General features: G+C 57.3%; 24 protein-coding genes and 1 pseudogene. 6 read left to right on the plus strand and 19 right to left on the minus strand.

Annotated elements, in window-relative coordinates; all coding sequences use genetic code 11:
• Positions 1-142: 142 nt before the first annotated feature.
• Positions 143-742 (plus strand): 5'-deoxynucleotidase, encoded by a 600-nt coding sequence (yfbR, locus tag DDA898_RS14550; protein ID WP_013318713.1) that lies wholly within the window; start codon positions 143-145, stop codon positions 740-742.
• 70 nt (positions 743-812) lie between these two features.
• On the opposite strand, the gene DDA898_RS14555 is transcribed toward yfbR, so the two are convergent.
• From DDA898_RS14555 to yfbV, 4 genes are all read right to left on the minus strand, one after another.
• A complete protein-coding gene (locus DDA898_RS14555) occupies positions 813-2,648 on the minus strand; it encodes an SLC13 family permease (RefSeq protein WP_201765865.1) in 1,836 nt (611 codons plus the stop codon).
• Positions 2,649-2,795: 147 nt separating this feature from the next.
• Positions 2,796-3,452, minus strand: a complete 657-nt coding sequence (locus DDA898_RS14560) for a sugar phosphatase (RefSeq protein WP_038911548.1) — start codon at positions 3,450-3,452, stop codon at positions 2,796-2,798.
• Positions 3,453-3,554: 102 nt separating this feature from the next.
• A complete protein-coding gene (locus DDA898_RS14565) occupies positions 3,555-4,049 on the minus strand; it encodes a YfbU family protein (protein WP_013318716.1) in 495 nt (164 codons plus the stop codon).
• Between the two features lie 136 nt (positions 4,050-4,185).
• Positions 4,186-4,641 (minus strand): terminus macrodomain insulation protein YfbV, encoded by a 456-nt coding sequence (gene yfbV / locus DDA898_RS14570; protein ID WP_038911549.1) that lies wholly within the window; start codon positions 4,639-4,641, stop codon positions 4,186-4,188.
• Positions 4,642-5,103: 462 nt separating this feature from the next.
• Here yfbV and ackA point away from each other — a divergent pair, with 462 nt between their 5' ends.
• Positions 5,104-6,306 (plus strand): acetate kinase, encoded by a 1,203-nt coding sequence (gene ackA / locus DDA898_RS14580; protein WP_038901618.1) that lies wholly within the window; start codon positions 5,104-5,106, stop codon positions 6,304-6,306.
• Between the two features lie 91 nt (positions 6,307-6,397).
• Entirely contained in the window at positions 6,398-8,539 is a 2,142-nt protein-coding gene (pta, locus tag DDA898_RS14585) for a phosphate acetyltransferase (protein ID WP_038911551.1), read from the plus strand.
• 105 nt (positions 8,540-8,644) lie between these two features.
• On the opposite strand, the gene yfcD is transcribed toward pta, so the two are convergent.
• The gene (gene yfcD, locus DDA898_RS14590) at positions 8,645-9,259 is read right to left on the minus strand and encodes an NUDIX hydrolase YfcD (RefSeq protein ID WP_050570272.1); all 615 of its coding nucleotides are present in this window, start codon (positions 9,257-9,259) and stop codon (positions 8,645-8,647) included.
• A gap of 90 nt (positions 9,260-9,349) precedes the next feature.
• On the minus strand, positions 9,350-9,901 hold the full coding sequence (gene yfcE / locus DDA898_RS14595) for a phosphodiesterase (RefSeq protein WP_038911552.1): 552 nt from the start codon (positions 9,899-9,901) through the stop codon (positions 9,350-9,352).
• A gap of 251 nt (positions 9,902-10,152) precedes the next feature.
• On the opposite strand from yfcE, the gene yfcG reads away from it, so the two are divergent.
• Both yfcG and DDA898_RS14605 read left to right on the plus strand, forming a co-directional pair.
• A complete protein-coding gene (gene yfcG, locus DDA898_RS14600; protein ID WP_038911553.1) occupies positions 10,153-10,782 on the plus strand; it encodes a GSH-dependent disulfide bond oxidoreductase in 630 nt (209 codons plus the stop codon).
• Positions 10,783-11,054: 272 nt separating this feature from the next.
• Positions 11,055-11,963 (plus strand): TIGR01777 family oxidoreductase, encoded by a 909-nt coding sequence (locus DDA898_RS14605; protein WP_013318726.1) that lies wholly within the window; start codon positions 11,055-11,057, stop codon positions 11,961-11,963.
• Positions 11,964-12,004: 41 nt separating this feature from the next.
• Here the strand turns inward: DDA898_RS14605 and hisP are convergent, their stop codons facing one another.
• From hisP to DDA898_RS14625, 4 genes are all read right to left on the minus strand, one after another.
• Positions 12,005-12,778, minus strand: a complete 774-nt coding sequence (gene hisP, locus DDA898_RS14610; RefSeq protein WP_013318727.1) for a histidine ABC transporter ATP-binding protein HisP — start codon at positions 12,776-12,778, stop codon at positions 12,005-12,007.
• Between the two features lie 22 nt (positions 12,779-12,800).
• The gene (locus DDA898_RS14615) at positions 12,801-13,517 is read right to left on the minus strand and encodes an ABC transporter permease (protein WP_013318728.1); all 717 of its coding nucleotides are present in this window, start codon (positions 13,515-13,517) and stop codon (positions 12,801-12,803) included.
• Positions 13,510-14,199, minus strand: coding sequence for a histidine ABC transporter permease HisQ (locus DDA898_RS14620; protein WP_038901624.1), 690 nt, complete (start codon positions 14,197-14,199; stop codon positions 13,510-13,512). The genes DDA898_RS14615 and DDA898_RS14620 overlap by 8 nt, the downstream gene beginning before the upstream one ends.
• A gap of 74 nt (positions 14,200-14,273) precedes the next feature.
• The gene (locus DDA898_RS14625; protein WP_013318730.1) at positions 14,274-15,053 is read right to left on the minus strand and encodes a lysine/arginine/ornithine ABC transporter substrate-binding protein; all 780 of its coding nucleotides are present in this window, start codon (positions 15,051-15,053) and stop codon (positions 14,274-14,276) included.
• Positions 15,054-15,253: 200 nt separating this feature from the next.
• Here DDA898_RS14625 and DDA898_RS14630 point away from each other — a divergent pair, with 200 nt between their 5' ends.
• Positions 15,254-15,463 carry a hypothetical protein gene (locus DDA898_RS14630; RefSeq protein ID WP_038911554.1) on the plus strand — a complete coding sequence of 70 codons (210 nt, stop codon included), beginning with the start codon at positions 15,254-15,256 and terminating at the stop codon, positions 15,461-15,463.
• Here DDA898_RS14630 and DDA898_RS14635 read toward each other — a convergent pair.
• From DDA898_RS14635 to DDA898_RS14675, 9 genes and pseudogenes are all read right to left on the minus strand, one after another.
• Complete coding sequence (locus tag DDA898_RS14635; RefSeq protein WP_038911555.1) at positions 15,441-16,010, minus strand: UbiX family flavin prenyltransferase; 570 nt, start codon at positions 16,008-16,010, stop codon at positions 15,441-15,443. The genes DDA898_RS14630 and DDA898_RS14635 overlap by 23 nt on opposite strands.
• Before the next feature lie 142 nt (positions 16,011-16,152).
• Complete coding sequence (purF, locus tag DDA898_RS14640) at positions 16,153-17,670, minus strand: amidophosphoribosyltransferase (RefSeq protein WP_013318732.1); 1,518 nt, start codon at positions 17,668-17,670, stop codon at positions 16,153-16,155.
• 30 nt (positions 17,671-17,700) lie between these two features.
• Positions 17,701-18,192, minus strand: a complete 492-nt coding sequence (gene cvpA, locus DDA898_RS14645; protein WP_013318733.1) for a colicin V production protein — start codon at positions 18,190-18,192, stop codon at positions 17,701-17,703.
• 266 nt (positions 18,193-18,458) lie between these two features.
• A pseudogene (dedD, locus tag DDA898_RS14650) lies at positions 18,459-19,275 on the minus strand (cell division protein DedD).
• Positions 19,265-20,533, minus strand: a complete 1,269-nt coding sequence (gene folC / locus DDA898_RS14655; RefSeq protein ID WP_038911557.1) for a bifunctional tetrahydrofolate synthase/dihydrofolate synthase — start codon at positions 20,531-20,533, stop codon at positions 19,265-19,267. Before folC ends, dedD begins: the two are co-directional and overlap by 11 nt.
• 79 nt (positions 20,534-20,612) lie before the next feature.
• Positions 20,613-21,524 carry an acetyl-CoA carboxylase, carboxyltransferase subunit beta gene (gene accD / locus DDA898_RS14660; protein ID WP_013318736.1) on the minus strand — a complete coding sequence of 304 codons (912 nt, stop codon included), beginning with the start codon at positions 21,522-21,524 and terminating at the stop codon, positions 20,613-20,615.
• A 230-nt stretch (positions 21,525-21,754) separates the two neighbouring features.
• Positions 21,755-22,420: a DedA family protein gene (locus DDA898_RS14665; protein ID WP_013318737.1), complete on the minus strand. Its 666-nt coding sequence runs from the start codon at positions 22,418-22,420 to the stop codon at positions 21,755-21,757.
• A gap of 63 nt (positions 22,421-22,483) precedes the next feature.
• Entirely contained in the window at positions 22,484-23,314 is an 831-nt protein-coding gene (gene truA / locus DDA898_RS14670; RefSeq protein ID WP_038911558.1) for a tRNA pseudouridine(38-40) synthase TruA, read from the minus strand.
• A complete protein-coding gene (locus tag DDA898_RS14675; RefSeq protein WP_038901629.1) occupies positions 23,314-24,324 on the minus strand; it encodes an aspartate-semialdehyde dehydrogenase in 1,011 nt (336 codons plus the stop codon). Before DDA898_RS14675 ends, truA begins: the two co-directional genes overlap by 1 nt.
• Between the last annotated feature and the right edge of the window lie 73 nt (positions 24,325-24,397).

Below are 24,397 nucleotides of genomic sequence, written 5' to 3' on the forward strand. Positions count from 1 at the left end.
CGTCCGGTACCGCTTTGGTGCCGGGCATCTCTTTCTTCCGTTGTGCTTTCTTCTTTTTCCGCCATCGCGTTCCGGCCTGATTTGCTTCTTGCTGTCCGAGCCGCCACAATGAATCCCTATTGCTGTACACCGAGAGACACTTATGGTTCAAAGTCACTTCTTCGCCCATTTATCCCGCCTGAAACTGATTAGCCGCTGGCCGCTGATGCGCAATGTCCGGACCGAAAATGTCTCCGAGCACAGCCTGCAGGTGGCGTTTGTCGCTCATGCCCTCGCGGTGATCAAAAACCGCAAATTCAACGGCAACCTCAATGTGGGCCGCATTGCCCTGCTGGCGATGTACCATGACGTCAGTGAAGTGCTGACCGGCGACATGCCCACCCCCATCAAGTATTACAACGCGCAGATTGCCCACGAATACAAAAAGATCGAAAAGATTGCCCGCCATAATCTGATTGCGATGCTACCTGCCGAACTGCAGCAGGATTTCAGCCCGCTGCTGGATGAATCCCATATCAGCGAAGAAGAGCACGCCATCGTGAAACAGGCGGATGCGCTTTGCGCGTACCTGAAGTGTCTGGAAGAACTGTCGGCCGGCAATAACGAATTTTTGCTGGCCAAAGCCCGGCTGGAAAAAACGCTCCAGCAGCGCCAGAGTCCGGAAATGGACTATTTCATGACGGTGTTTATTCCAAGCTTCAGCCTGTCGCTGGATGAAATCAGCCAGGAGTCGCCGCTTTAGTCAGCCTCCGCCTGTGGCGCCGCGCGCAGCCTGGCGGCAGCTCAGTCAGGCTGTGCAGGTGTATCGACGCTCAAAATGGGTACAGCCACGGCACCATCACCACGCTGACGCCCATCACCAACAGCGTGAACGGCACCCCAACCCGAACAAAATCACTGAAACGATACCCGCCGGGCGCCAGTACCAACGTATTCACCGGCGAAGAAACCGGCGTCATAAACGCGGCAGAAGCGGCAATGGCGATAATCATCGCAAAAGGATACGGCGAAACCTGCATCTGCTCCGCCGCCGCGATGGCAATCGGTGCCATCAGCACCGCCGTCGCCGTGTTGGAAATGAACAACCCCGTCAGCGCGCACAGCAGGAACAAGCACACCAACATCATATGTGGACCGGCATCGCCGCCGATTTCCATCAACCCTTTGACGACCAATGCTACGCCGCCGGTTTGCTGCAACGCCAGCGCAAACGGCATCATGCCCACAATCAGGATCAGGCTCGGCCAGTGCATGGCACGGTAGGCGCTTTCCATGTCGATGCAGCGAAACTGCCCCATCAACAGGCAGGCGATCAGCGCGGCGATGGCGTTAGGGATTTCATCGGTAAGCATCATCGCCACCATCAGCGCCAGACAAAACAGCGCATGCGGCGCCTGATTGCTGGCTGGCGCCACTTCATCCACTTCCGCCGGCAGGTTGAGCACAATAAAGTGGTGCTTGTGCTGGTGTAGCAGACGGATATTTTTCCAGTCGCCGATCACCAGTAAAATATCCCCCAGCTTTAACGCTTCATCAGCCAGCGTGCCTTCCAGCGCCTCGCCGTCCCGGCGAATGCCCACCACCGTCAATCCATAGCGGCTGCGAAACGACGCCTCCTGCAACGTTTTGCCCAACAGTCCGGAATCAGGGATCAGCGACACTTCCGCCATCCCCACATCCCGCGCCTGTTCAGAGAAATACTCACCGCGCAGCACCATCGGCTCCAGGCGCTGGGTGGCGCAGAACTCGCGCAGATCCACGTCTGATGCCGACATATCGATCAACAGCACATCATTCAGGCGCAATTCGCTATTGCCGCTGACGCTCACCATAATGCGCCGGAATTTCTGCCAGCGCTCAATCCCCACCACGTTGGCGCCGTAGCGCTGGCGTAATTGCAAATCATCCAGCCGCTGACCAATCAGCGGCGAGCCGGTGCGAATCGCCAGCCGGCGCGCGCGTCCGGTCAATCGATATTCCCGGATCAGGTCACGAAACGTTTTGCGCTTCCACCCTTCCTTGGGGTTATCGCTGTCCGTCACGGTCAGCCAAAAACGGGCCACCAGCATATACGCGATACCGATCAACAACACCACCACGCCAATCGGCGTGACGCTGAAAAAGCTGAACCCGGCCATGCCGGTACGCATCAGTTCACTGCTGACTACCATATTCGGCGGGGTCGCCACCAGCGTCATCATGCCGCTGATCAACCCGGCGAAAGCCAGCGGCATCATCAGGCGGGCCGGGGTGGTTTTCATTCGTGCGGCGACGTTCAGCACTACCGGAATAAAAATAGCCACCACGCCGGTCGAACTCATGAAAGCGCCCAGCAGCGCTACGGTGCACATCAGCAGAATCAGCATACGGGTTTCGCTCTGGCCGGCCACGCGCATCAACCAGTCGCCGACTTGATAAGCCACCCCGGTTCGCACCAGACCTTCGCCGATCACAAACAGCGCGGCGATCAGGAATACGTTCGGATCGCTGAAACCGATCAGCGCCTCCTGTAACGTCAGCGTGCCGCTTAGCACAAACGCCACAATCACCAGCAACGCGATCACATCCATGCGCAATTTACCGGTAGCAAACAACACAATGGCGATCAATAACAGCATGACAACCCAGACAAGCGAACTGCTCAACATGCCTCCTCCTGACGTTAACGGTCCTTATTCATCAGGCGGTATTCCAGCTGGAAGCGCACTCCCCGGAGAAACCGCTTTAAAATCAGCATGCCATAAAAAAACCCTGACAAAGCAGGGTTTTGATCATGTTTATTCCGGTTTGGGGCATCATTTCAGGCTGATGTTCACCCAGCCATCCGCTGTACGCGAAATCTGCAATTGCTCAAGAGAATGTAATGCGGCATCCACCTCATCCAAACGCGGCGTGTCGGCCGGCGCATTCACCGCGACCACCAGACACCCCGCAGCCAGACCAGACAGCACGCCGGCCGGCGCATCCTCTACCACCATGCACTCGGCGGGAGCCAGCCCAAGCCGCTGTGCGCCCAGCAGATAAGCGTCCGGATTCGGCTTGCCATGCGCCACCTGCTCCGCGGTAATGAACTCGCGCGGAGCAGACAACCCAGCGGCACGGTGGCGGGCATGTGCAATAGGTACCGTGCCCGACGTCACGATCGCCCACGGAATATCCAGCTCGTCCAGCCTGACCAGCAGCGCCTGTGCGCCCGGCATCGCCGCAATACCGGTGGTATCGGTCGCTTCCACCTGCTCCAGCGCGACAAACTCACGCTGAATCGTCTCCTCACTGGCACCAGCCAGAAAATGACGCAACGAGGTGATGGCCTGCTTGCCATGAATAAAATCCAGAACTATCTGCGGGTCGATATCATGATCTTTTGCCCAGTTGCTCCAGGCCCGTTCCACCGCAGGCAGTGAATCCACCAGCGTGCCGTCAAGATCAAACAGAAAACCTTTACACTCCACAGAAAGCCCCTTCTTTACTATTTATTACCTGGCTAAATTTATTACCTGGCTAAACCTATTACCTGGCTGAACCGTTATCCGGCTTACCCGGCCCTGAATTTATCAGGCATTGATGATTTGCGCGATCTCCACCGCACTCAGGTGATACTGACGCGGACAGGATTGCCAAATCGCCAGCATACGGATGTATTTATCCCACATTTTGGTCTGTGAGTTAAAGCCATGCGTGCCGGAATCAAAGTGGGGGTAGCGCCCTTCCACGTGCACCATGAAACGCACGTAGCCGAGGTAGCGCGCCTCGGTGGCGGCATCAAAGCCAAGAAACGCCAGACGGCGCTCATCCATGTCCGGTTTCTCTTTCAGGTTGGCCCAGGAAACCTGCAGCGCGTGATGCATTTCCATAATATTAATGAGGGTACGGCACACATCTTCATTCAAATCGCCAAAATCGCGATCCAGTTCCCGCATTTGCAGCCCATAGCCCCGTTCAATAATGGTTTGCAGGCGGCGGTAACGTTCCGCATTATCGGGATCCAGCATTGTCATCATTTTGTACTGATTGGACAGGATAAGTCTCTGAGCATTAGTCATTTCCATGGTGCACTCCTGAATCTGATTCCGGCTAAAGGGATATTGACAGCAGAATCGCATACTGGCTGGCGTTCGTTTCTTGATTTAAAACAGAATCCAATGGAAAAAATGTCAGCGTCTTTGGCTAAAAACCGGGTTTACATCAAAGATCGTCCAGGAACGTCTTATCGAGCTGCCTGAAGGCACGATTCAGCACATCCGCCAGCATCTGATAAGTGGGATGCCCTTCCACCGGCGCCAGCGCCATTCCCGACTCCAGCAGCTTATTACGGATTTCATGAAACCACTGTAATAAAGAAGGCGGCAACGGCGTGACCGAACGCCGCCCCAGCCACCAGAGTCCCTGCATCGGCAAACCAAGGGCAAACAGCGCGGTAGCCACACTCGGCCCCAGCTGCCCGCCCAGCGCGATTTGCCAGGTCAGGGTAAAAACGGCCAGCGGCGGCATGATACGAATAGCAAACCGGGTGGCGCGCGCCACGCGATTTTCAGGAAACACCGGCGCCAAACGTTTGTCCGCCGGCCAGGTTTTCATATAGTGCTGGCCCAGACGGAACAGCTGTAGCCATCCTGTCTTACCGGAGGGTTTCGTCGTCATGCTCGACCTCAACTTCACATATAAAAAATAAAAATTTTGTACAAAACACCAACTGCAATTGACAAGCTTAAAATATATTTTGTGTTTAATGATTGCTATCGGTATCCTAAAATAGCCTTTTGGGCCGCGATAAAAAGCCGTATGACGCCGTTTTGTGCTCGCTGTTTAGCCATCCGCTGTTTCAGACAGCGTTTCGCCGTGTCGGCTGGCGAATCCGGCCACTGTTGATTCAGCGCGCAGCAAACGCCATGTGTGTCTGCTGCCGCCGTTTTTGTCGCGCCGATGTCGCCTTGCCGGAAGCGTTCAATCCGCTGCCGGGCGGTTGCCACATCGGCGTTTTCCGCTGTCATGTCTGGAAATATCACCCGGCCATGATGTTAATCATAAATGTCAACCGCCTTCTGCGCTACGCTGGCTGTTGTATGACATTTTTTTAACCATGTATAACAAGTAGGTACTTCCATGTCGAGTAAGTTAGTACTGGTCCTTAACTGTGGCAGTTCTTCCCTGAAGTTCGCCATCATTGATGCCATCAGCGGAGACGAATACCTGTCTGGCCTGGCCGAGTGTTTCAACCTGCCTGAAGCGCGCATCAAATGGAAAATCGATGGCGGTAAACAGGAAGCTGCACTGGGTGCCGGTGCCGCCCACAGCGAAGCACTGAGTTTCATCGTTAACACCATTCTCAGCCAGAAGCCGGAGCTGTCCGCCCAACTGGTGGCGATTGGTCATCGTATCGTACATGGCGGTGAGAAATTCACGCAATCAGCGGTTATCAACGACGACGTGCTGCAGGGCATCAAAGACGCAGTTCCGTTCGCACCGCTGCACAACCCGGCTCACCTGATCGGCATCGCAGAAGCCCTGAAAGAGTTCCCGAACCTGAAAGACAAGAATGTCGCTGTTTTCGACACCGCGTTCCATCAGACCATGCCGGAAGAAGCCTACCTGTACGCCCTGCCGTACAAATTATACAAAGAACACCACATCCGCCGTTACGGCGCTCACGGTACCAGCCACTACTTCGTTTCCCGTGAAGCGGCGAAAGCCCTGAACAAGCCGGTAGACGAACTGAACGTGATCACCTGCCACCTGGGCAACGGCGGTTCCGTTACCGCTATCCGCAACGGTCAGTGCGTGGATACCTCTATGGGTCTGACTCCGCTGGAAGGTCTGGTGATGGGTACCCGCAGCGGCGATATCGACCCGGCGGTAGTATTCCACCTGCACGATTCTCTGGGCATGAGCGTAGACAGCATCAACAAGCTGCTGACCAAAGAATCCGGCCTGCTGGGTCTGACTGAAGTCACCAGCGACTGCCGTTATGTGGAAGACAACTACGAAACCAAGGAAGACGCTAAACGCGCCATGAACGTGTACTGCCATCGTCTGGCGAAGTACATCGGTTCTTACTCTGCGCTGATGGAAGGTCGTCTGGACGCGGTGATCTTCACCGGCGGCATCGGCGAAAACGCGGCGATGGTGCGTGAGCTGACGCTGAAGCAGCTGGGCCTGCTGGGCTTTGAAGTCGACCACGAACGCAACCTGGCCGCCCGTTTCGGCAAAGGCGGCAACATCGCCAAAGACGGCGCCCGCCCGGCGCTGGTTATCCCGACCAACGAAGAGTTGGTCATCGCTCAGGACGCGCTGCGCCTGACCGCCTGATAAGTCTCCCCACTCCGTCAGCTTCGGCTGACGGAGTTGTTTTAGAAGCATCGTTTTTGAACAACGAGCAACCGCAAACAGAGGTTAAGCCGTGTCCCGTACAATCATGTTGATTCCTACTGGCACCAGCGTGGGCCTGACCAGCGTCAGCCTGGGTGTCATTCGTTCCATGGAACAAAAAGGCGTGCGCCTGAGCGTATTCAAGCCGATCGCACAGCCGCGTTCCGGTGACAGCGCACTGGATCAGACCACTACCATCGTCCGCGCCACCTCCGCCATTCCGGCCGCCGAGCCGCTGACGATGAGCTATGTGGAGTCGATGCTGAGCAGCAACCAGCAGGACGTGCTGCTGGAAGAAATCATCGCCCGCTATCACGAAAACACCAAAGACGCTGAAGTCGTGCTGGTGGAAGGCCTGGTGCCGACCCGCAAACATCAGTTCGCCAACGCGCTGAACTATGAAATCGCCAAAACGCTGAACGCGGAAATCGTCTTCGTACTGGCGCTGGGCAACGATTCCCCGGCACAGTTGAAAGAGCGCATCGACATCGCCCGTTCCAGCTTCGGCGGCAGCAAGAATAAAAACATCACCGGCGTTATCATCAACAAACTGAACGCACCGGTGGATGAGCAGGGTCGCACCCGTCCTGATCTGTCCGAAATCTTCGACGACTCCACCAAAGCCAGCGTCGCCAATGTCGATCCGAAGCTGCTGTTTGCCAACAGCCCGCTGCCGATTCTGGGCTGCGTGCCGTGGAGCTTTGATCTGATCGCTACCCGCGCCATCGACATGGCTAACCACCTGAACGCACGCGTTATCAACGCCGGCGACATTCAGACCCGTCGCGTGAAATCGGTGACCTTCTGCGCCCGCAGCATTCCGCATATGCTGGAACATTTCCGCCCGGGTTCGCTGCTGGTGACCTCCGCCGACCGTCCGGACGTACTGGTTGCCGCCTGCCTGGCCGCCATGAACGGTGTTGAAATCGGCGCTCTGCTGCTGACCGGCGGTTACGAAATCGACCCGGCCATCAGCAAGCTGTGCGAACGCGCCTTCCAGACCGGCCTGCCGGTATTCATGGTCAACACCAACACCTGGCAGACCTCGCTGAACCTGCAGAGCTTCAACCTGGAACTGCCGGCCGACGACCACGAGCGCGTGGAAAAAGTGCAGGAATACGTGGCACGCCATATCGATACCCAGTGGATCGATTCGCTGACCGCCACCTCCGAGCGTTCACGCCGTCTGTCTCCGCCGGCGTTCCGCTATCAGCTGACCGAACTGGCGCGTCAGGCCAGCAAACGCATCGTGCTGCCGGAAGGCGACGAGCCGCGTACCGTTAAAGCGGCGTCCATCTGCGCCGAGCGCGGCATCGCGCAATGCGTATTGCTGGGCAACCCGGATGAAATTCAGCGCGTCGCGGCTGCACAGGGCGTTGAGCTGGGCAAAGGCATCGAGATCGTCGATCCGGTCGAGGCTCGTGAGCGCTATGTCCCGCGTCTGGTCGAACTGCGTAAGAGCAAAGGCATGACCGAAGTGGTCGCCCGCGAACAGTTGGAAGACAACGTGGTGCTGGGCACCCTGATGCTGGAACAAGGCGAAGTAGACGGTCTGGTATCCGGCGCGGTTCACACTACCGCCAACACCATCCGTCCGCCGTTGCAGTTGATCAAAACCGCACCGGGCAGCTCGCTGGTATCTTCCGTGTTCTTCATGCTGCTGCCGGAACAGGTGCTGGTGTATGGCGACTGCGCCATCAACCCGGATCCGACCGCTGAACAGCTGGCTGAAATCGCTATCCAGTCCGCCGACTCCGCCGCCGCTTTCGGCATCGAACCGCGCGTGGCGATGATCTCCTACTCGACCGGTAACTCCGGCGCCGGCAGCGATGTGGATAAAGTCCGCGAAGCGACCCGTCTGGCGCAGGAAAAACGTCCGGATCTAGTGATCGACGGTCCGCTGCAGTACGACGCCGCCATCATGGCCGACGTGGCACTGTCTAAAGCGCCGAACTCACCGGTTGCGGGTAAAGCCACCGTGTTCGTGTTCCCGGACCTCAACACCGGCAACACCACCTACAAAGCGGTACAGCGTTCCGCCGACCTGATCTCCATCGGGCCGATGCTGCAAGGCATGCGCAAGCCGGTTAACGACCTGTCCCGCGGCGCACTGGTGGACGACATTGTCTACACCGTAGCGCTGACCGCCATTCAGGCCACCCAGATCGCCTGATCGACGGCATTACCGGCGCGCCTTTCGCTACGCCGGTAACACCGAAGCAAAAACGCCAGCAAATGCTGGCGTTTTTTTATGGGTAATCTTTCGGCACAACCAAACTCAATGCTCTTCTTCTACCGCATCGCGATCTTCCGTTCCGGCCGAATCATCATCGTTCTGGGATCGTGACGCAACTCGCTGCGGTTTGACATAGTCGTTGCTGCCGCTGTTGCGGCTTAGCCATAGCGACAATGCCTTGAGCGAATCCGGGGTGAACTCATCGCAGCGCGCGGTAATCTCCTCCGGCGTCAGCCAACTGACTTCGTCAATCTCTTCCGCCTGCAGGGCAAACGGGCCATGCATGACGCAGCTGAACAGCGCGCCCCATACCCGGCAGTCATCGCTTTCGTAGTAAAACAGACCGTGTTCGGCAAACGGCACGCCGGCGATTCCCAGCTCCTCTTCCGCTTCACGGCGCGCCGATTCCAGCAGATTTTCGCCGCTTTGCACCACGCCGCCTGCGGTTGCATCCAGCCAGCCGGGGTAAAAATCTTTGGTTTCGGTGCGGCGCTGGACCAAAATCTTGCCCATGCCATCATGTACAACAATATAGGTAGCACGGTGCCGCAGGTGCTGAGCGCGCATCTGCTGGCGACTCGACTGGGCGATAACCTCGTTGTTTTCATCAACGATGTCGACCCACTCCGTGCCTGCCGTCTGTGTTTGTTCCACCATCCTCTGAAACCCTTTCGTCGTGGCGCGGTCACGCGCATCAGTTTTTAAAAATATTGGAATTATTGATGTGATGTGAGAGTAGCGTCTAAATTAGTGGCTAATCGCGACCTGCGCAATAGTCTCCCCACCCTGCAATGGCACAACCTGCAACACGCCGTTATCCAGCAGGCCGTAACTGGCGGGATAACCGCCTTTCGGCAGGCTGACGGAGCCGGGATTGAAGCAAAAAATATCATCACGCCGTTCGGCCACCGGGAGATGGGTATGGCCGAACACCAGCACGTCGCCGGCATGCAGCGGCGGTCGTTTTTCCGGGTGATACAAGTGCCCATGGGTCAGGAATAAGCGATTGTCAGGCAACAACACCTGTTGCCAGGACGCGGTGATGGGAAACTGCAGCAGCATCTGGTCGACTTCGCTGTCGCAGTTACCCCGGACCGCTATAATCTGTGAAGCGTAGCGGTTGAGCAGGTTCGCCACGTCCGCCGGTTGGTAACGATCCGGCAATGGATTGCGGGGGCCGTGGTTGAGAAAATCGCCCAGCAGGATTAGCCAGTCGGCGCCGCTCTGTTCAAAACGAGCCAGCAGGGTTTCGGTGGCAGACAGCGAGCCATGCAGGTCAGACGCAAACATCAGTTTCATGGTTCCATCCCGATACGTGAGAAGATTCGGTCCCGCTATAGTACCAAAAACCCCTGTCATCACTGGTCAAAATTATTGGCTTATTGCGTTTCCGGCCAGATTCACCATGACGCGGTTATCTGTATGAAAGGAAAAGAACAGCCATAACGGTTATTTATGTTTTATCCGGGAAAGTGCTAGGCTTTCACCTGCCCACTGTTTTTCAGAGTCCTCAGTCTCTGGCTGATGATGCCCCTATGGAGAGATAATTCATGATTGACGTGTACTACGCTCCTACCCCGAACGGTCACAAAATCACCTTGTTCCTGGAAGAAGCACAGTTACCTTATCAACTGCATCGCGTGGATATCGGCGCGGGCGAGCAGTTCAAACCCGAATTCCTGGCGATTTCCCCCAACAACAAGACCCCTGCTATCGTGGATCAACAGCCCGCCGATCGGGGCGCGCCGATCAGCCTGTTCGAATCCGGAGCCATTCTGCTCTATCTGGCCGAAAAAACCGGCAAGCTATTGAGCGCCGACGTACGGGAGCGCGCCGACACCCTGCAATGGTTGTTCTGGCAGATGGCCGGTTTCGGGCCGATGCTGGGGCAAAACCATCACTTCAACCACTATGCGCCCCAGCCGGTGCCTTACGCTATCGACCGCTTCCAGAAGGAAACGGAGCGGCTGTATGGGGTGCTAAATAAACAACTGCATGACCACGCCTGGCTGGCGGGCAATGAGTACAGCATTGCCGACATCGCCACCTATCCGTGGGTTGTATTACACGATCGTCAGCGCATCGATATTGACGCCTTCCCGGCGGTGAAAAGCTGGTTTGAGCGCATCCGTGAGCGCCCGGCCACGCAGCGCGCCTACCAGCTCGCGGCGAAAGTCTGATCCGGCTTGCCGCCACGCCCGGTTTACCGGGCGTGATTTCCCCTCGATTATTTACTGCCATCACGCTATTTGCTGTCATCCTGTCACGCTATGCTATTGGTTTGGAAAGTGCTTGTTCCGCTGATAAAAGTTCCCTGAGATGTGGTTAATATCACCGGCAGGCGAAAGCGAATCATCTATGCTGAAACCGAGATGGAGAGACGGTGTTCCAGTGGGCCTAGTACAACTGCCCGACGGAAGGGAATAACCTGAGATACGAAGCGAGGCCAGCTATGAAGTTACTGATCACCGGGGGAACCGGCCTTATTGGACGTCATCTGATTGCGCGTTTGCTGTCCCTGTCACATCAGGTAACCGTAGTAACCCGATCTCCAGAACGCGCGCGACGACTGTGGGGCGCTCAGGTCGATTACTGGCGTGGACTGGAGGAACAGACCTCGCTGGACGGTTTCGACGGCGTCATCAATCTGGCGGGTGAGCCGATCGCCGATAAACGCTGGACCAAAGCCCAAAAGGCGCGACTGTGCCAGAGCCGCTGGGATATTACCCGCCAGCTGACGCAGTTGATTCGCCAAAGTCAAACGCCGCCCGCGGTGTTGCTGTCCGGCTCGGCCGTCGGCTATTACGGCGATCAGGGGCAAGCGTTGGTGACCGAAGATGAACCACCCCACGACGATTTTACCCATGAACTCTGCGCTCGCTGGGAAGCGCTGGCGCTGGAAGCGGAAAGCGACCAGACCCGCGTCGGCCTGTTGCGCACCGGCGTGGTGCTGTCTACCGAAGGCGGCGCGCTGGCGAAAATGCTGCCGGTTTTCCGGCTGGGGCTGGGCGGTCCGATCGGCTCCGGCAAGCAATATCTGCCGTGGATTCACATTGACGATATGACCAACGCTATTTTGTACCTGCTGGATAACCCGATTCTGAGCGGCCCATTCAACATGGTGTCGCCCTATCCGGTGCGTAACGAGAAATTTTCCGCCATGCTGGCGAGCGCGTTGGATCGCCCCGGCTTTATGCGCACACCCGGCTGGGCGCTCAGGATATTGATGGGCGAAGCGGCGACGTTACTGCTAGGTGGGCAACGGGCGATTCCGCAACGGTTGGAGAAAGCCGGTTTCGGTTTTCGCTTCTTTGAACTAGAAGAGGCGCTGAACGATTTGCTGCATCCCCGCGCCGGCTGATCGGGTCAACCGGCGCGGGAGCGCCGTGGCGGTACGGCACGTTACTTCAGCGCGCCGGACAGGAACTGCTGCAAACGCGGGCTTTGCGGGTTGCCGAACACTGCCTCCGGCGGCCCTTCTTCCTCCACCAGCCCCTGATGCAGGAAAATCACATGGCTGGAGACATGCCGGGCGAACTCCATTTCATGGGTCACCACCACCATGGTTTTACCCTCTTCCGCCAGTTGCTGCATGATGCGCAGCACTTCACCCACCAGTTCCGGATCCAGTGCCGACGTTGGTTCGTCAAACAGCAGCACATCAGGTTCCATTGCCAGCGCGCGGGCGATAGACACACGCTGCTGCTGGCCGCCGGACAAGTCGGCGGGGTACTTTTCCTGTGATGCGCCGGTGATTCCCACCTTGTTCAGGTAGAACTCAGCTCGTTTGCGGGCTTCCGCCTTGCTCAACCCCAGCACCTGCACCGGCGCTTCCATCACGTTTTCCAGCGCGGTCATGAAGCTCCACAGGTTGAAATGCTGGAATACCATCGTCAACCGGGTGCGCAGCAACTGTAGCTGTTTCTTGTCGAATACCTTGAGCTGTCCGTCTTTGTCTCGCACCATGTGAATTTCCTGACCATTCACATGGATCGACCCTTCACAGGGTTTTTCCAGAAAGTTGATACAGCGCAACAAGGTGCTTTTACCCGACCCCGATGACCCGATAATGGAAATAACGTCCCCGGCTTTAGCCTGTAATGAAATGCCTTTCAGCACTTCATGCTGACCATAACGCTTACGTAATTCCGTCACCATCAGCTTATTATTCTGCATGCTTTGTCTGTTCCTGCACGGTTTAATGGGATGAACGGGTATGAAGATGCCGTAACCAGCGGCGCTCGGCCTTTCTGAACAACGAGATCAGCACGAACGATACCGCCAGATACATCACGCCTGCGATGCCAAAGGCGTAAAACGGTTGGTAGGTGGCGGCATTGATGTCGCGCGCCACTTTCAGCAAATCCGGCACCGTTACGGTAAAGGCCAGCGCGGTGGAATGCAGCATCAGGATGACTTCGTTGCTGTAGGCGGGCAGCGCAATACGCAACGCGCCCGGCAAAATAACACAGCGGTACTGTTTGAAACGCGAAAAACCGTAGGCGCGCGCGGCTTCGATTTCGCCATGCGGCACCGAACGAATGGCGCCGGCGAAGATTTCAGTGGTATAGGCGCAGGTATTGAGCGCCAGCGCCAGAATGGCGCAATTCAGGCCGCTGCGAAAAAACGCGTTCAGCAGATCGGTGCCACGCACGATTTCCAGGCTGTACACGCCGGAGTAGAACACCAACAGTTGCACATACAGCGGCGTGCCGCGAAACACATAGGTAAAGGCCCACACCGGCAACCGGTAACGACGACGGGGAGAAACGCGGGCTACCGCCAGCGGAACCGCCATCAACCCGCCGATGGTCACCGACACAATCAGCAACCACAGCGTCATCGCCAGCCCGGTAAGGCGATAGCCGTCGCTCCACAGCAGGGCCTGCCAGTATTGTTGCAGAATCTCACTCATAATTTACTTTCCGGACTCCCTGCGAGTAGCGTTTTTCCAGCCACCACAGCACCCCGTTGGACAGGGTGGTAAAAATCAGATACAGCACGCCGGCCACAATAGCGAAAAAGAACGGATGATGGGTTCCCTTTCCGGCCAGTTGGGTCGTTTTTATCACGTCGCTCAACCCAAGCAGCGACACCAGCGCGGTCGATTTGAGAATCACCTGCCAGTTGTTGCCGATTCCCGGCAGCGCAAAGCGCATCATCGACGGAAACATAATACGGCGGAACACTTTCATCGGCGTAAAACCAAACGCCACCGCCGCCTCAATCTGGCCGCGCGGCACCGCCAGATAAGCACCGCGGAAGGTTTCGGTGAAATAAGCGCCGTAAATAAATCCCAGCGTAATAATCCCCGCCGCCAGCGGGTCGATATCGATCTGATCCAGGCCAAGCGTCTCGGTGAGGCTGTTGAGCACCATCTGCAGACCGTAAAAAATCAGCAGCATCAGGACCAAGTCCGGCACGCCGCGAATCAGGGTGGTGTAGCCGGAAAAACAGCCGGACAACACTCGATTGGACGACAGTTTTGCCGCCGCCCCCACCAGACCGATCAGCAGCGCTAGCACCAGCGAGCACAACGCCAGTTGCAGCGTCATGCGCGTGCCATCCATGATTAATTCGGAATAGCCATAAAGCATTACATCAATCCGCTCAGAAAAGACACACATCTGCCTGCACGGAGCAGGCAGAGGTTGAGGTTAACCAGGACGGTTTATTCGCCGTAGACGTCGAAGTCAAAGTACTTCTTGGCCAGCTTGTCGTAGGTGCCGTCTTTGCGCATGGTCGCAAAGGCTTTATCCAGCGCGGCTTTCAGTTCGGTTTCGTTCTTGCGCAGCCCCATGCCGGTGCCCACGCCGAACAGTTTGTCGTCTTTCACCGCCGGGCCGGCAAACGCGTACTCTTTGCCTGCGGCCTGTTTCAGGAAGCCTTCGCTGCCCGCCACTTCATCCTGGAACGCAGCGTCGATACGGCCGGCGGTCAGGTCGGCATAGATCAGATCCTGATTCTGATAGGCGACGACATCGACGCCTTTCGGCTGCCAGTACTGGTTGGCGTAAGATTCCTGCGTGGATGCCTGCAGTACGCCGACACGCTTACCTTTCAGCGCCTCCAGCGTCGGCAGAATCGGCGATCCCTTTTTGGCGATCAGGCGGGCATTAGCCGCGTACAGTTTGTCCGTAAAGGCGATTTCCTGCTGGCGTTTCTCAGTAATCGACAGGGAAGAAATAATGGCGTCGATTTTCTTTGCTTTCAGCGACGGGATCAGCGCGTCAAAATCACTCTCGACGAACGTGCAGTTTGCCTCGATGCGTTTGCACAACTCTTTTGCCAGATCGATATCAAACCCGACCAGTTGGCCGCTGGCGTCTTTGGATTCAAACGGTGCATAAGTAGGGTCGGTGCCAATCTTGATGTTTTTCGGAACCTCGGCGAGGGCACTGCCTGCTGCGAATACCAACGCCAGGGGCAAAAGTTTCAACATTTTTTTCATTGCGTTACCCTTATTTTATGATTGTGTATGCCTAAGTGATTAGTGAAATCTGACCGCGAAATGGTTGTGATGAATACGTTTGCCGTGTGCGTTAATCCGCACGTTGTTTGTCAAAACATAGCAAATTTTATGCCATAAAGAATATGCAATTCTGCATAAAATCAGGTGTGGTGATCATGATAGTCGCATCAATGTAATCAATGAATTATGTCAACTCATGCTATCGGGATAAGCAGTCAGGCAACGGTGATTTGCATTTTTTGCACAATATTGGTGCATATCGGCGCACCATAAAAAACAACGCGCCACAAAAAGGTGCAAAACATCACATCTGCGCCGGGCAGACCGGCGACGTGACGGCATGGCTTGTTATTACAAATGAGGTGTTTACGCGCCCTGCCAGCGCGTAAACAGATCCTGGGGTAGCGCAATGTCAAACTGATCAATCACCCGATTGACGGTCTGATCGACGATATCCTGCACAGTTTGTGGGCGGTGATAAAATGCGGGCACCGGCGGCATGATCACCGCGCCCATTTCGGCGGCGGCGTTCATCAAGCGCAGATGACCGAGGTGGAGCGGCGTTTCCCGCACGCACAATACCAGCGGGCGACGCTCTTTCAGCACCACGTCCGCCGCACGGGTCAGCAGGCTGTCGGTATAACTATGGGTAATGCCGGATAGGGTCTTGATAGAACAGGGAAGAATCGCCATACCGGCCGTTTTGAACGAGCCTGACGAGATGCTGGCGGCGATATCGCGGGAATCGTGCACCACATCGGCCAGCGATTGTACATCGCGCACGGTCAAATCCGTCTCCAGCGATAGCGTTTGCCGGGCCGCCGGGCTCATCACCAGGTGGGTTTCAATCCCGGCAACCGGCTGCAGCACCTGCAACAACCGCACCCCGTATATCACGCCGCTGGCGCCGGAAATACCGACAATCAGTCGCTTCATTCTCACCTCTCAGACCCACCGCAACAGAGACGGCAAAACATGTGCGCTGACTTTGCCGCATCACCGGAGGATTGGCAAGAATAACAGCGACAAAAAAAGGGAGCCTGCGCTCCCTTTTTTAACCACGAGCGGCGATCAATTATCACCCTTCGTTGTGCATTTCCAAATCTTCGACTTCATTCTGGCTGCGCATCGCCTTGGCATCGTCGTTACGCAGTGCCTCCAGATAGTCCAGGTAGTCCTGATCCACGTCTTTGGTGACATAGACGCCGTTGAATACCGAACATTCAAACTGAACGATTTCCGGGTTGTCTTCGCGCACCGCCTCGATCAGGTCATCCAGATCCTGGAAAATCAGCGCATCGGCGCCGATGATCTTCCGAATCTCTTCCACTTCGCGGCCGTGAGCGATCAGTTCGTTGACGCTCGGCATATCGATACCGTACACATTCGGGAAACGGATCTCCGGCGCGGCCGAGGCCAGATAAACCCGACGAGCGCCGGCTTCACGCGCCATCTCCACGATCTGCTGAGAAGTCGTGCCGCGCACGATGGAGTCGTCCACCAGCAACACGTTCTTACCGCGGAACTCCGCCCGGTTGGCGTTCAGCTTGCGGCGTACCGATTTAATGCGGGTTTGCTGGCCCGGCATGATAAAGGTACGGCCGACATAGCGGTTCTTCACAAACCCCTGACGGTACGGCTTGTTGATGATGCGGGCGATTTCCAGCGCGATATCGCAGGACGTTTCCGGAATCGGAATCACCACGTCGATATCCAGCTCTTCCCACTGACGGGCAATCTTCTCGCCCAGTTTCTGGCCCATGCGCACGCGGGCGCTGTAGACCGAAATTTTGTCAATAAAGGAATCGGGACGGGCGAAATAGACATATTCGAACAGGCACGGGTGGCTCTTCGGGTTTTCTGCGCATTGACGAGTGAACAGCTGGCCGTTCTCGGTAATGTATACCGCTTCGCCCGGCGCCACATCGCGCAAAAACTCAAAGCCCAGCGTATCCAGCGCCACGCTTTCCGACGCCACGATGTATTCGTTGCGGCCATCCGGCAGCTCGCGCTTGCCGATCACCAGCGGGCGAATGCCGTTCGGATCACGGAACGCCACCATACCGTGACCGATGATCATGCCGATGCAGGCATAAGCGCCGCGAATCTGCTGATGCACCGCCGCCACGGCGGCGAAAATATTGTCCGCTTCCAGCGGATAGTGCTGAAAACGATCCAGCTCTTTGGCGAACACGTTCAGCAGGATTTCGGAATCCGAGGTGGTATTGACGTGACGGCGCCCTTCTTCAAACAGCTTTTTGCGCAGTTCGTGGGCGTTGGTCAGGTTACCGTTATGAGCCAGCGTAATCCCAAATGGGGAATTGACGTAAAACGGCTGAGCCTCTGAGGCACTGGAGCTGCCTGCGGTGGGATAGCGCACGTGGCCAATCCCCATGTTGCCCTGCAACCGCTGCATGTGCCGGGCTTCAAACACATCTTTCACCAGGCCATTAGCTTTGCGCAGGCGAAAGTAGTTGGCATCATTAATGGTGACGATGCCCGCGGCATCCTGCCCACGGTGCTGCAACACCGTTAACGCGTCATAAATCGACTGGTTGACCGGTGTAAAACCGGCGATACCGACAATACCGCACATGTGGTCTTTTCCTCATCAGCGCTACCGCGGCTAGATGTGCCGCGGCAAGAAACTCGACGTGCTTTGCAGGTAGTCAAAAAACCACCTGATGATATAACTGAACTGCGGGATTAAATGGGACTGCTTCCAGTCAGCACTCTGTGAAAAACCGGTGAAGGTATCCAGAAAGAACAGCAGCGCGGAGACAATCAGCACACCGCGCAATGCACCGAAGCAAATGCCCAGTACCCGGTCAGTGCCTGACAATCCGGTGCGTTCAACCAGCGAACCGATCACATAATTAACGATAGCGCCCACAATCAACGTCGCAACAAACAGAATGGCAATGGCGATACCGTTGCGCACCAGCTCATCATTAAACCGCGTGAAATAGACCGCGAGATAGGCATAGTAGTGGCTGGCGATAAAGAACGCCGCCCCCCAGGTCACCAGTGACAGCGCTTCACGTACAAACCCCCGGATGAGACTGACCAGAGCCGAGAATCCGATAATACCGATAATGACGTAATCAACCCAAACCATGAACTATCCTAATAATGAACGATGACAATCGCAGCGCCGGTCATCCTGTTCGCGGCGCATTCTAACAGAAAAAGAAAACGTTTGCGTAGCGTATTTCCCGCCGATTTTTTCGATAGGCGAAGAAATAAAAAAAACCTTTCGCCGCCACGCGGATAGCGCCCTTGTCCATCGCGCGCCGCCGATGACGCCCCCGTGTTCCGCCCACAAAATAAAGGGGCAAGGTCGCTTCGCTCCCCTACCCCTGCTGGTATTCCTGATTCGTCGCCTTAGCGCGCGCTGTACGACCGGACTTGCCCGCTCAGACCGCTAAGCTGCTGCAGCTCGCCCAGCGCCGACTGCAGTTTCTGCTTCGAGGCATCCGGCCCGACGTAGATACGGGTAATCTGCCCCGCCACCGGCGCCGACGGCACGGTATAGGCCCGATAACCGGACAGACGCAGCTTGGCGACAATCTCATTGACCTTATCGGCATTCTTCAGCGCGCCCAACTGCACCACAAAAGCCTGACCGGCCGGCGCCTGCTGCTCCTGAGGCGTCGGTTTGCTTTCCGGCGCCTTGTTTTCCGTTTTAGCTTCCGCCACGCGAGTGTCGACCGGTTTACTTTCAGCCGCACTTTCAGCCGCTTTCGCCTCGGGCTTTCGCCTCGGGCTTCGGCCGGGTTTCCGGTTTTTTGACTTCAGGCTTGGCCGGTTGCGCCTTCATCGCCGGCGGTGCCACTTGCTGTACCGGCGGGCGTGGTTCGGTCACCACCGGCGCCGGCGTTGCGGCCGGGCGGGAAGACGACGGCTGAGACGCACCGTGACGAGCGGAGGATTGCGTTGAATCCGGCTCTTCAGCGGTGGACTCATTCTTACTCTGCATCGCCGCCTCGGCCCCTTCGGGCGGCTGGGCCGACAACGACTGATTTATCGGCGGCATCGACTCCGCTTCCAGTGTATCGCCCGGTTTGGGAACTAACGGGATAGCGGCAAAATCATCTTCATAATGTTTTTTCTTACCATCCAGCAGGCCGGGAAGCACGATCACCCCCAGCGCCACCAGTACAACCGTTCCTACCAGGCGATTCTGAAATTTACTCGCCATGCGTTCCGCTCCCGTCCAGCGCTTCCATCACATGCGCGACAGTATGGAAAGAACCACAAACAATGACTACATCATCTTCGCCGGCGTCCTGCATCGCCTGCCGCCAGGCCGTCGCAACATCCGGGAATGACGTACAGCTCTCCAGATGCGTGGCCAGCAACCCGGCATCGGCGCCGCGCAGCCCCTCCAGCGGAGCGCAATACCACACATCCACCTGCGGCTTAAGATGCGCCAGCGTACCGGGGATGTCTTTATCCGCCAGCATACCAATCACCGCCCGTACCCGGCCGGCGTGCGGTAAATCAGCCAGCCGCGCGGCCAGATAGGCCGCGGCATGAGGATTATGCGCGACATCCAGAATCAGCAACGGCTTTTCGCTCACAATCTGGAAACGTCCCGGCAATTGCGCCTGACGTAACCCCTGATAAATGGCGTCAACGGTCAGCGTGATATCGGAGGCCTGCAGCGCCGCCAGAGCGGTCGCCGCATTCGCCAGCGGAACGGTTGGAACGGGTAATCCTTCATAATGCACATCGCCGCCCTGCCAACGCCAGCCGTCATCCTGCAATGAGAATTGCCAGTCAGATCCGCGCCGGAACAGCTGCGCGCCTTTTTCCTGCGCGACGGCGGCAATCGATGCCGGCATATCCGGTTCGCCCACGACGGCCGGCCGGTTCCCACGGAAAATTCCCGCCTTTTCGCGGCCGATGCTTTCCCGGTCGTTACCCAGCCAGTCGGTGTGATCCAGCGCGATGCTGGTCACGACCGCGACATCGGCATCAACAATATTGGTGGCATCCAGACGGCCGCCCAGCCCGACTTCCAGAATCACCACATCCAGTTGCGCCTGCTTAAACAACCACAGCGCCGCCAGCGTGCCGAATTCAAAATAGGTCAGCGACGTGCCGTTGCGACCAGCCTCGATCGCGGCAAATGCCTCGGCGTGGCTGGACTCCGGCAATTCGCGGCCCTGAATGCGCACCCGTTCGGTATAACGCAGCAGGTGTGGTGAACTGTACACCCCAACCCGCAGCCCGGCGGCGATCAAAATGGATTCCAGCGTGCAGCACGTGGTGCCTTTGCCGTTGGTGCCGGCCACGGTAAACACGCGAGGAGCCGGTTGCAGCAGGTGCAGGCGTTCCGCCGCCAGTTGGATGCGATCCAGACCGAGGTCGATGGTCTGAAAGTGTAGGTGTTCAAGATAGTTAAGCCACGTGGCCAGAGGCGACGTGGCTTGAGGTGTCTGAAGATTGTCCATGAGTCCCGTTCACTGACTTACGGTTGATTGCTGCCGGGAACACGGCAACGATGCCGCCCTGCTCCCGGTTTATCATTGATTAGACTTCACTCTGTGATTCAGGCGAGGCGGACGACCGCGCCACGGCGGATTCCTGCGGCTCCGGGCGATTCGTCAACCGGGACAGGATGCTCGCCAATTTGTAGCGCATATCCGCACGACGGACGATCATATCGATGGCACCTTTTTCCAGCAGGAATTCGCTGCGCTGGAAGCCCGGCGGCAGCTTTTCGCGCACCGTCTGCTCAATAACGCGCGGGCCGGCAAAACCGATCAGCGCTTTCGGCTCGGCGATGTTCAAATCGCCCAGCATCGCCAGACTGGCGGATACGCCGCCCATCGTCGGGTCGGTCAGCACCGAAATATACGGCAGACCGCGTTCGCGCAATTTCGCCAACGCCGCACTGGTTTTCGCCATCTGCATCAGCGACATCAGCGCTTCCTGCATACGGGCGCCGCCGCTGGCGGAGAAGCAAACCAGCGGACAATTGTCTTCCAGCGCCTGCTCGACGGCACGGACAAACCGCGCGCCAACGACAGACGCCATCGAACCGCCCATGAAGGAGAACTCGAACGAAGCCGCAACCACCGGCATGTCGTACAGCGTGCCCTTCATCACTATCAGGGCGTCTTTCTCGTCAGACTGCTTCTGCGCCGCGGCGATACGGTCCTTGTATTTTTTGGAGTCCCTGAACTTCAGGACATCTTTGGGCTCCAGCTCGCTGCCCAGCTCCACCATGCCTTCTTTGTCCAGAAACGCATGGAGACGAGCCCGGGCGGATAACCGCATGTGGTGATCACATTTCGGACACACTTCCAGGTTGCGCTCCAGCTCGGCGCGGTAAAGCACCTGACCGCAACTGTCACATTTAGTCCACACCCCTTCAGGAATATTCGCCTTGCGGGTTGGCGTGACATTACTTTTATTAAGAATTCGTTCAATCCAGCTCATTGATAACCTTTCTGCTTGAACCTGGCACCAGCCAGTACGCTGCTACACGTTACCCCATCCCTGGCAACGCCGTCGATAAAGCGATATCGCACCCCGGCTACGCCGGGATAAGACATTGGCATTCAGGCGTGTTCATACAAACACAGCCGTAAATGCTGCTCATTAAACCATAACGATCCGGACGTGTGGATAAAAAACTGGTCAAACCGGATGTTAAAATAATTTTCCACTTATTTCATATTTTGCCGCGTCATAGCGCGCTTATGCCGCCAGAACTCGATCAACCCCGGCAGAATGGAGATGAAGATGATCGCCACGATCAATAACTTCAGGTTCTCCTGCACTATCGGCAGATCGCCGAACAAGTAGCCGGCATAGGTGAACAACAGCACCCACAGCAGCGCGCCGGTCACGTTATACAGGGCGAACTCGCGGTAACGCATGTGCCCCATCCCGGCGACAAAGGGCGCAAATGTTCTCACAATCGGCACAAAGCGCGCCAGAATTATTGTTTTGCCGCCGTGACGTTCATAAAACGCGTGGGTGCGATCCAGATAGCTACGCCGGAAAATGCGCGAGTTGGGGTTGCGGAACAATTTCTCGCCGAACAGCCGGCCGATAGTGTAATTCACCGCATCGCCCAACACCGCGGCCACCACCATCAGCGCCACCATCAGATGGACATTCAGGTCATTGGTCGGCAACGCGGCCAGCGCACCCGCCACAAACAGCAGCGAATCGCCGGGCAGGAACGGCGTGACCACCAGGCCGGTTTCGCAAAACAGAATCAGGAACAGAATCGCGTAAATCCACACGCCATACTGCGCCACCAACTCGGCCAGGTGCACATCAATGTGCAGGATGAAATCAATGATAAACCGTACAAAATCCAGCATAATCGCGTCCTTATTCAGTTCAAATGCCGACTTCACCGTGCGTTGACGGCGCGCCAGTTACCCTTAAATCGCCTCATCCGGCAGAAATAGCGGCCCCATCGACGCGCATGGAATACCGAATTCCCGCGGATAATCCACCGAAACCAGATACAACCCATCGGCTTTCGCCGTCGCGGCGGCCAGCGTTCGATCCTTCGCCGCCAGCAATTCGGCCATCCAGTTTTCCGACTGGTTGCCGCACCCGATCTCCATCAGGCTGCCGACAATGTTGCGCACCATATGATGCACAAACGCGTTGGCCTTAATGTCCACCACCACATAGTCCCCTTGACGCGCCACCCGCAGGTGCATCAGGTTGCGCCAGGGCGTGCGCGACTGGCACTGCACCGCGCGGAACGAGGTAAAATCGTTCTCGCCCAGCAGGCACTGGCCGGCGCGGTGCATGCGCTCGGCATCCAGCGGCAGGTAGTAATGCGTCACGCCGCGCGACAGGATCGCCGGCCGGAAACGCCGGTTATAAATCACGTAGCGGTAACGACGGGCCGTGGCGCTAAAACGGGCATGAAACGCATCATCCACCGTTTTCACCCAACGCACCGCGATATCCGGCGGCAGGTTGGCGTTGACGCCCATAGTCCAGGCCGCATCTTTACGCGCCGCCCGGGTGGTGAAATGCACCACCTGCCCGGTGGCGTGTACCCCGGCATCGGTACGACCGGCGCAAAAGACGTCGATTCGCTCGTTCGCTACCTGAGACAGCGCCGCCTCCAGGCAACCCTGAACGCTGTCTACCTCGGCCTGACGCTGCCAGCCGTAATAACGGCTACCGTCATACTCGATCCCCAGGGCGATTTTCAGCGGCGCCTCGTCGTCCGCATGCAGCAACGCCGTCATTACCCCAGGTACTCCTCAACCAGCCGCTCGGCGGTTTCCACCGCCATTAACGCGCCGCCGAAACGGATATTGTCGGCCACCGACCAGAACTGCAACAGTTCGGGAATGCCGTAATCGTTGCGCAGGCAGCCGATATTCAACTGCACATTGCCGGAGGCGTCTTCCACCTGCGTCGGGTAGTCGTCTTCCTCGCTCAGCGCCACATCGCCCGCCTGCGCCAGCACGTCGCGCGCCTCCTCGGCAGACAGCGGACGCAGCGCCTCCAGATGCACCACCTGCGCATGGCCGTAAAACACCGGCGACTGCACACAGCTAACCGAAATCGGCAGGCCGTCGTCCTGCAATACCTTGCGCACCTGATCCACCAGCCGGCGCTCCTCGCGCACGCTGCCTTCGCTATCCGCCAGCAGCGGCAACAGGTTGAACGCCAGCTGTTTCGGGAACAGACCCGGCTCAGCCGGAATGCCGTTGAGCAGGCGGGCGCTTTGACCGGCCAAATCATCCACCGCCGCCTTGCCGTGAGCCGACACCGACAGCAGCGTGGTTACATGCAGACGCGACAACCCGGCCTGCTCCGTCAGCGGTTTGATCGCCGTGAGCAACTGGCTGGTGAGGCTGTCCGCCACCGCCACGATATTGCGGTTGCGGTAATCCGCCAGCACGTGCGGGTTGACGCCCGGCACCACCAGCGGCACGTCCGGCTCCAGCGCGAACAGGCCACTGCTGTCAATCACCAGACAACCGGCGTTGCCCGCCGCTTCGGCATAGCGGGCGCTGGCTTCCATACCGGCCACGAAAAAAGCCAGTTGTACCTGCGACCAGTCGAAATCCGCGGCGTTTTCCACCCGCAGCGAACGGCCGCTAAAACGCAGGCTCTCGCCGGCGCCGTTTTCACTCGCCAGCGCATAAAGCTCACCCACGGGAAACTCACGTTCCTGCAACAGCTCCAGCAAAGCGGTGCCGACGGCGCCGGTCGCGCCCAGCAGCGCGATATTCCAGCCATTGGACATGTGATCGTTCTCCCCAACAATAATGAATAAAACACACCGGACGATGATCGCACCGCCCGGATTAATCTGATTT

Source organism: Dickeya dadantii NCPPB 898, from assembly GCF_000406145.1.
GTDB classification, from domain to species: domain Bacteria; phylum Pseudomonadota; class Gammaproteobacteria; order Enterobacterales; family Enterobacteriaceae; genus Dickeya; species Dickeya dadantii.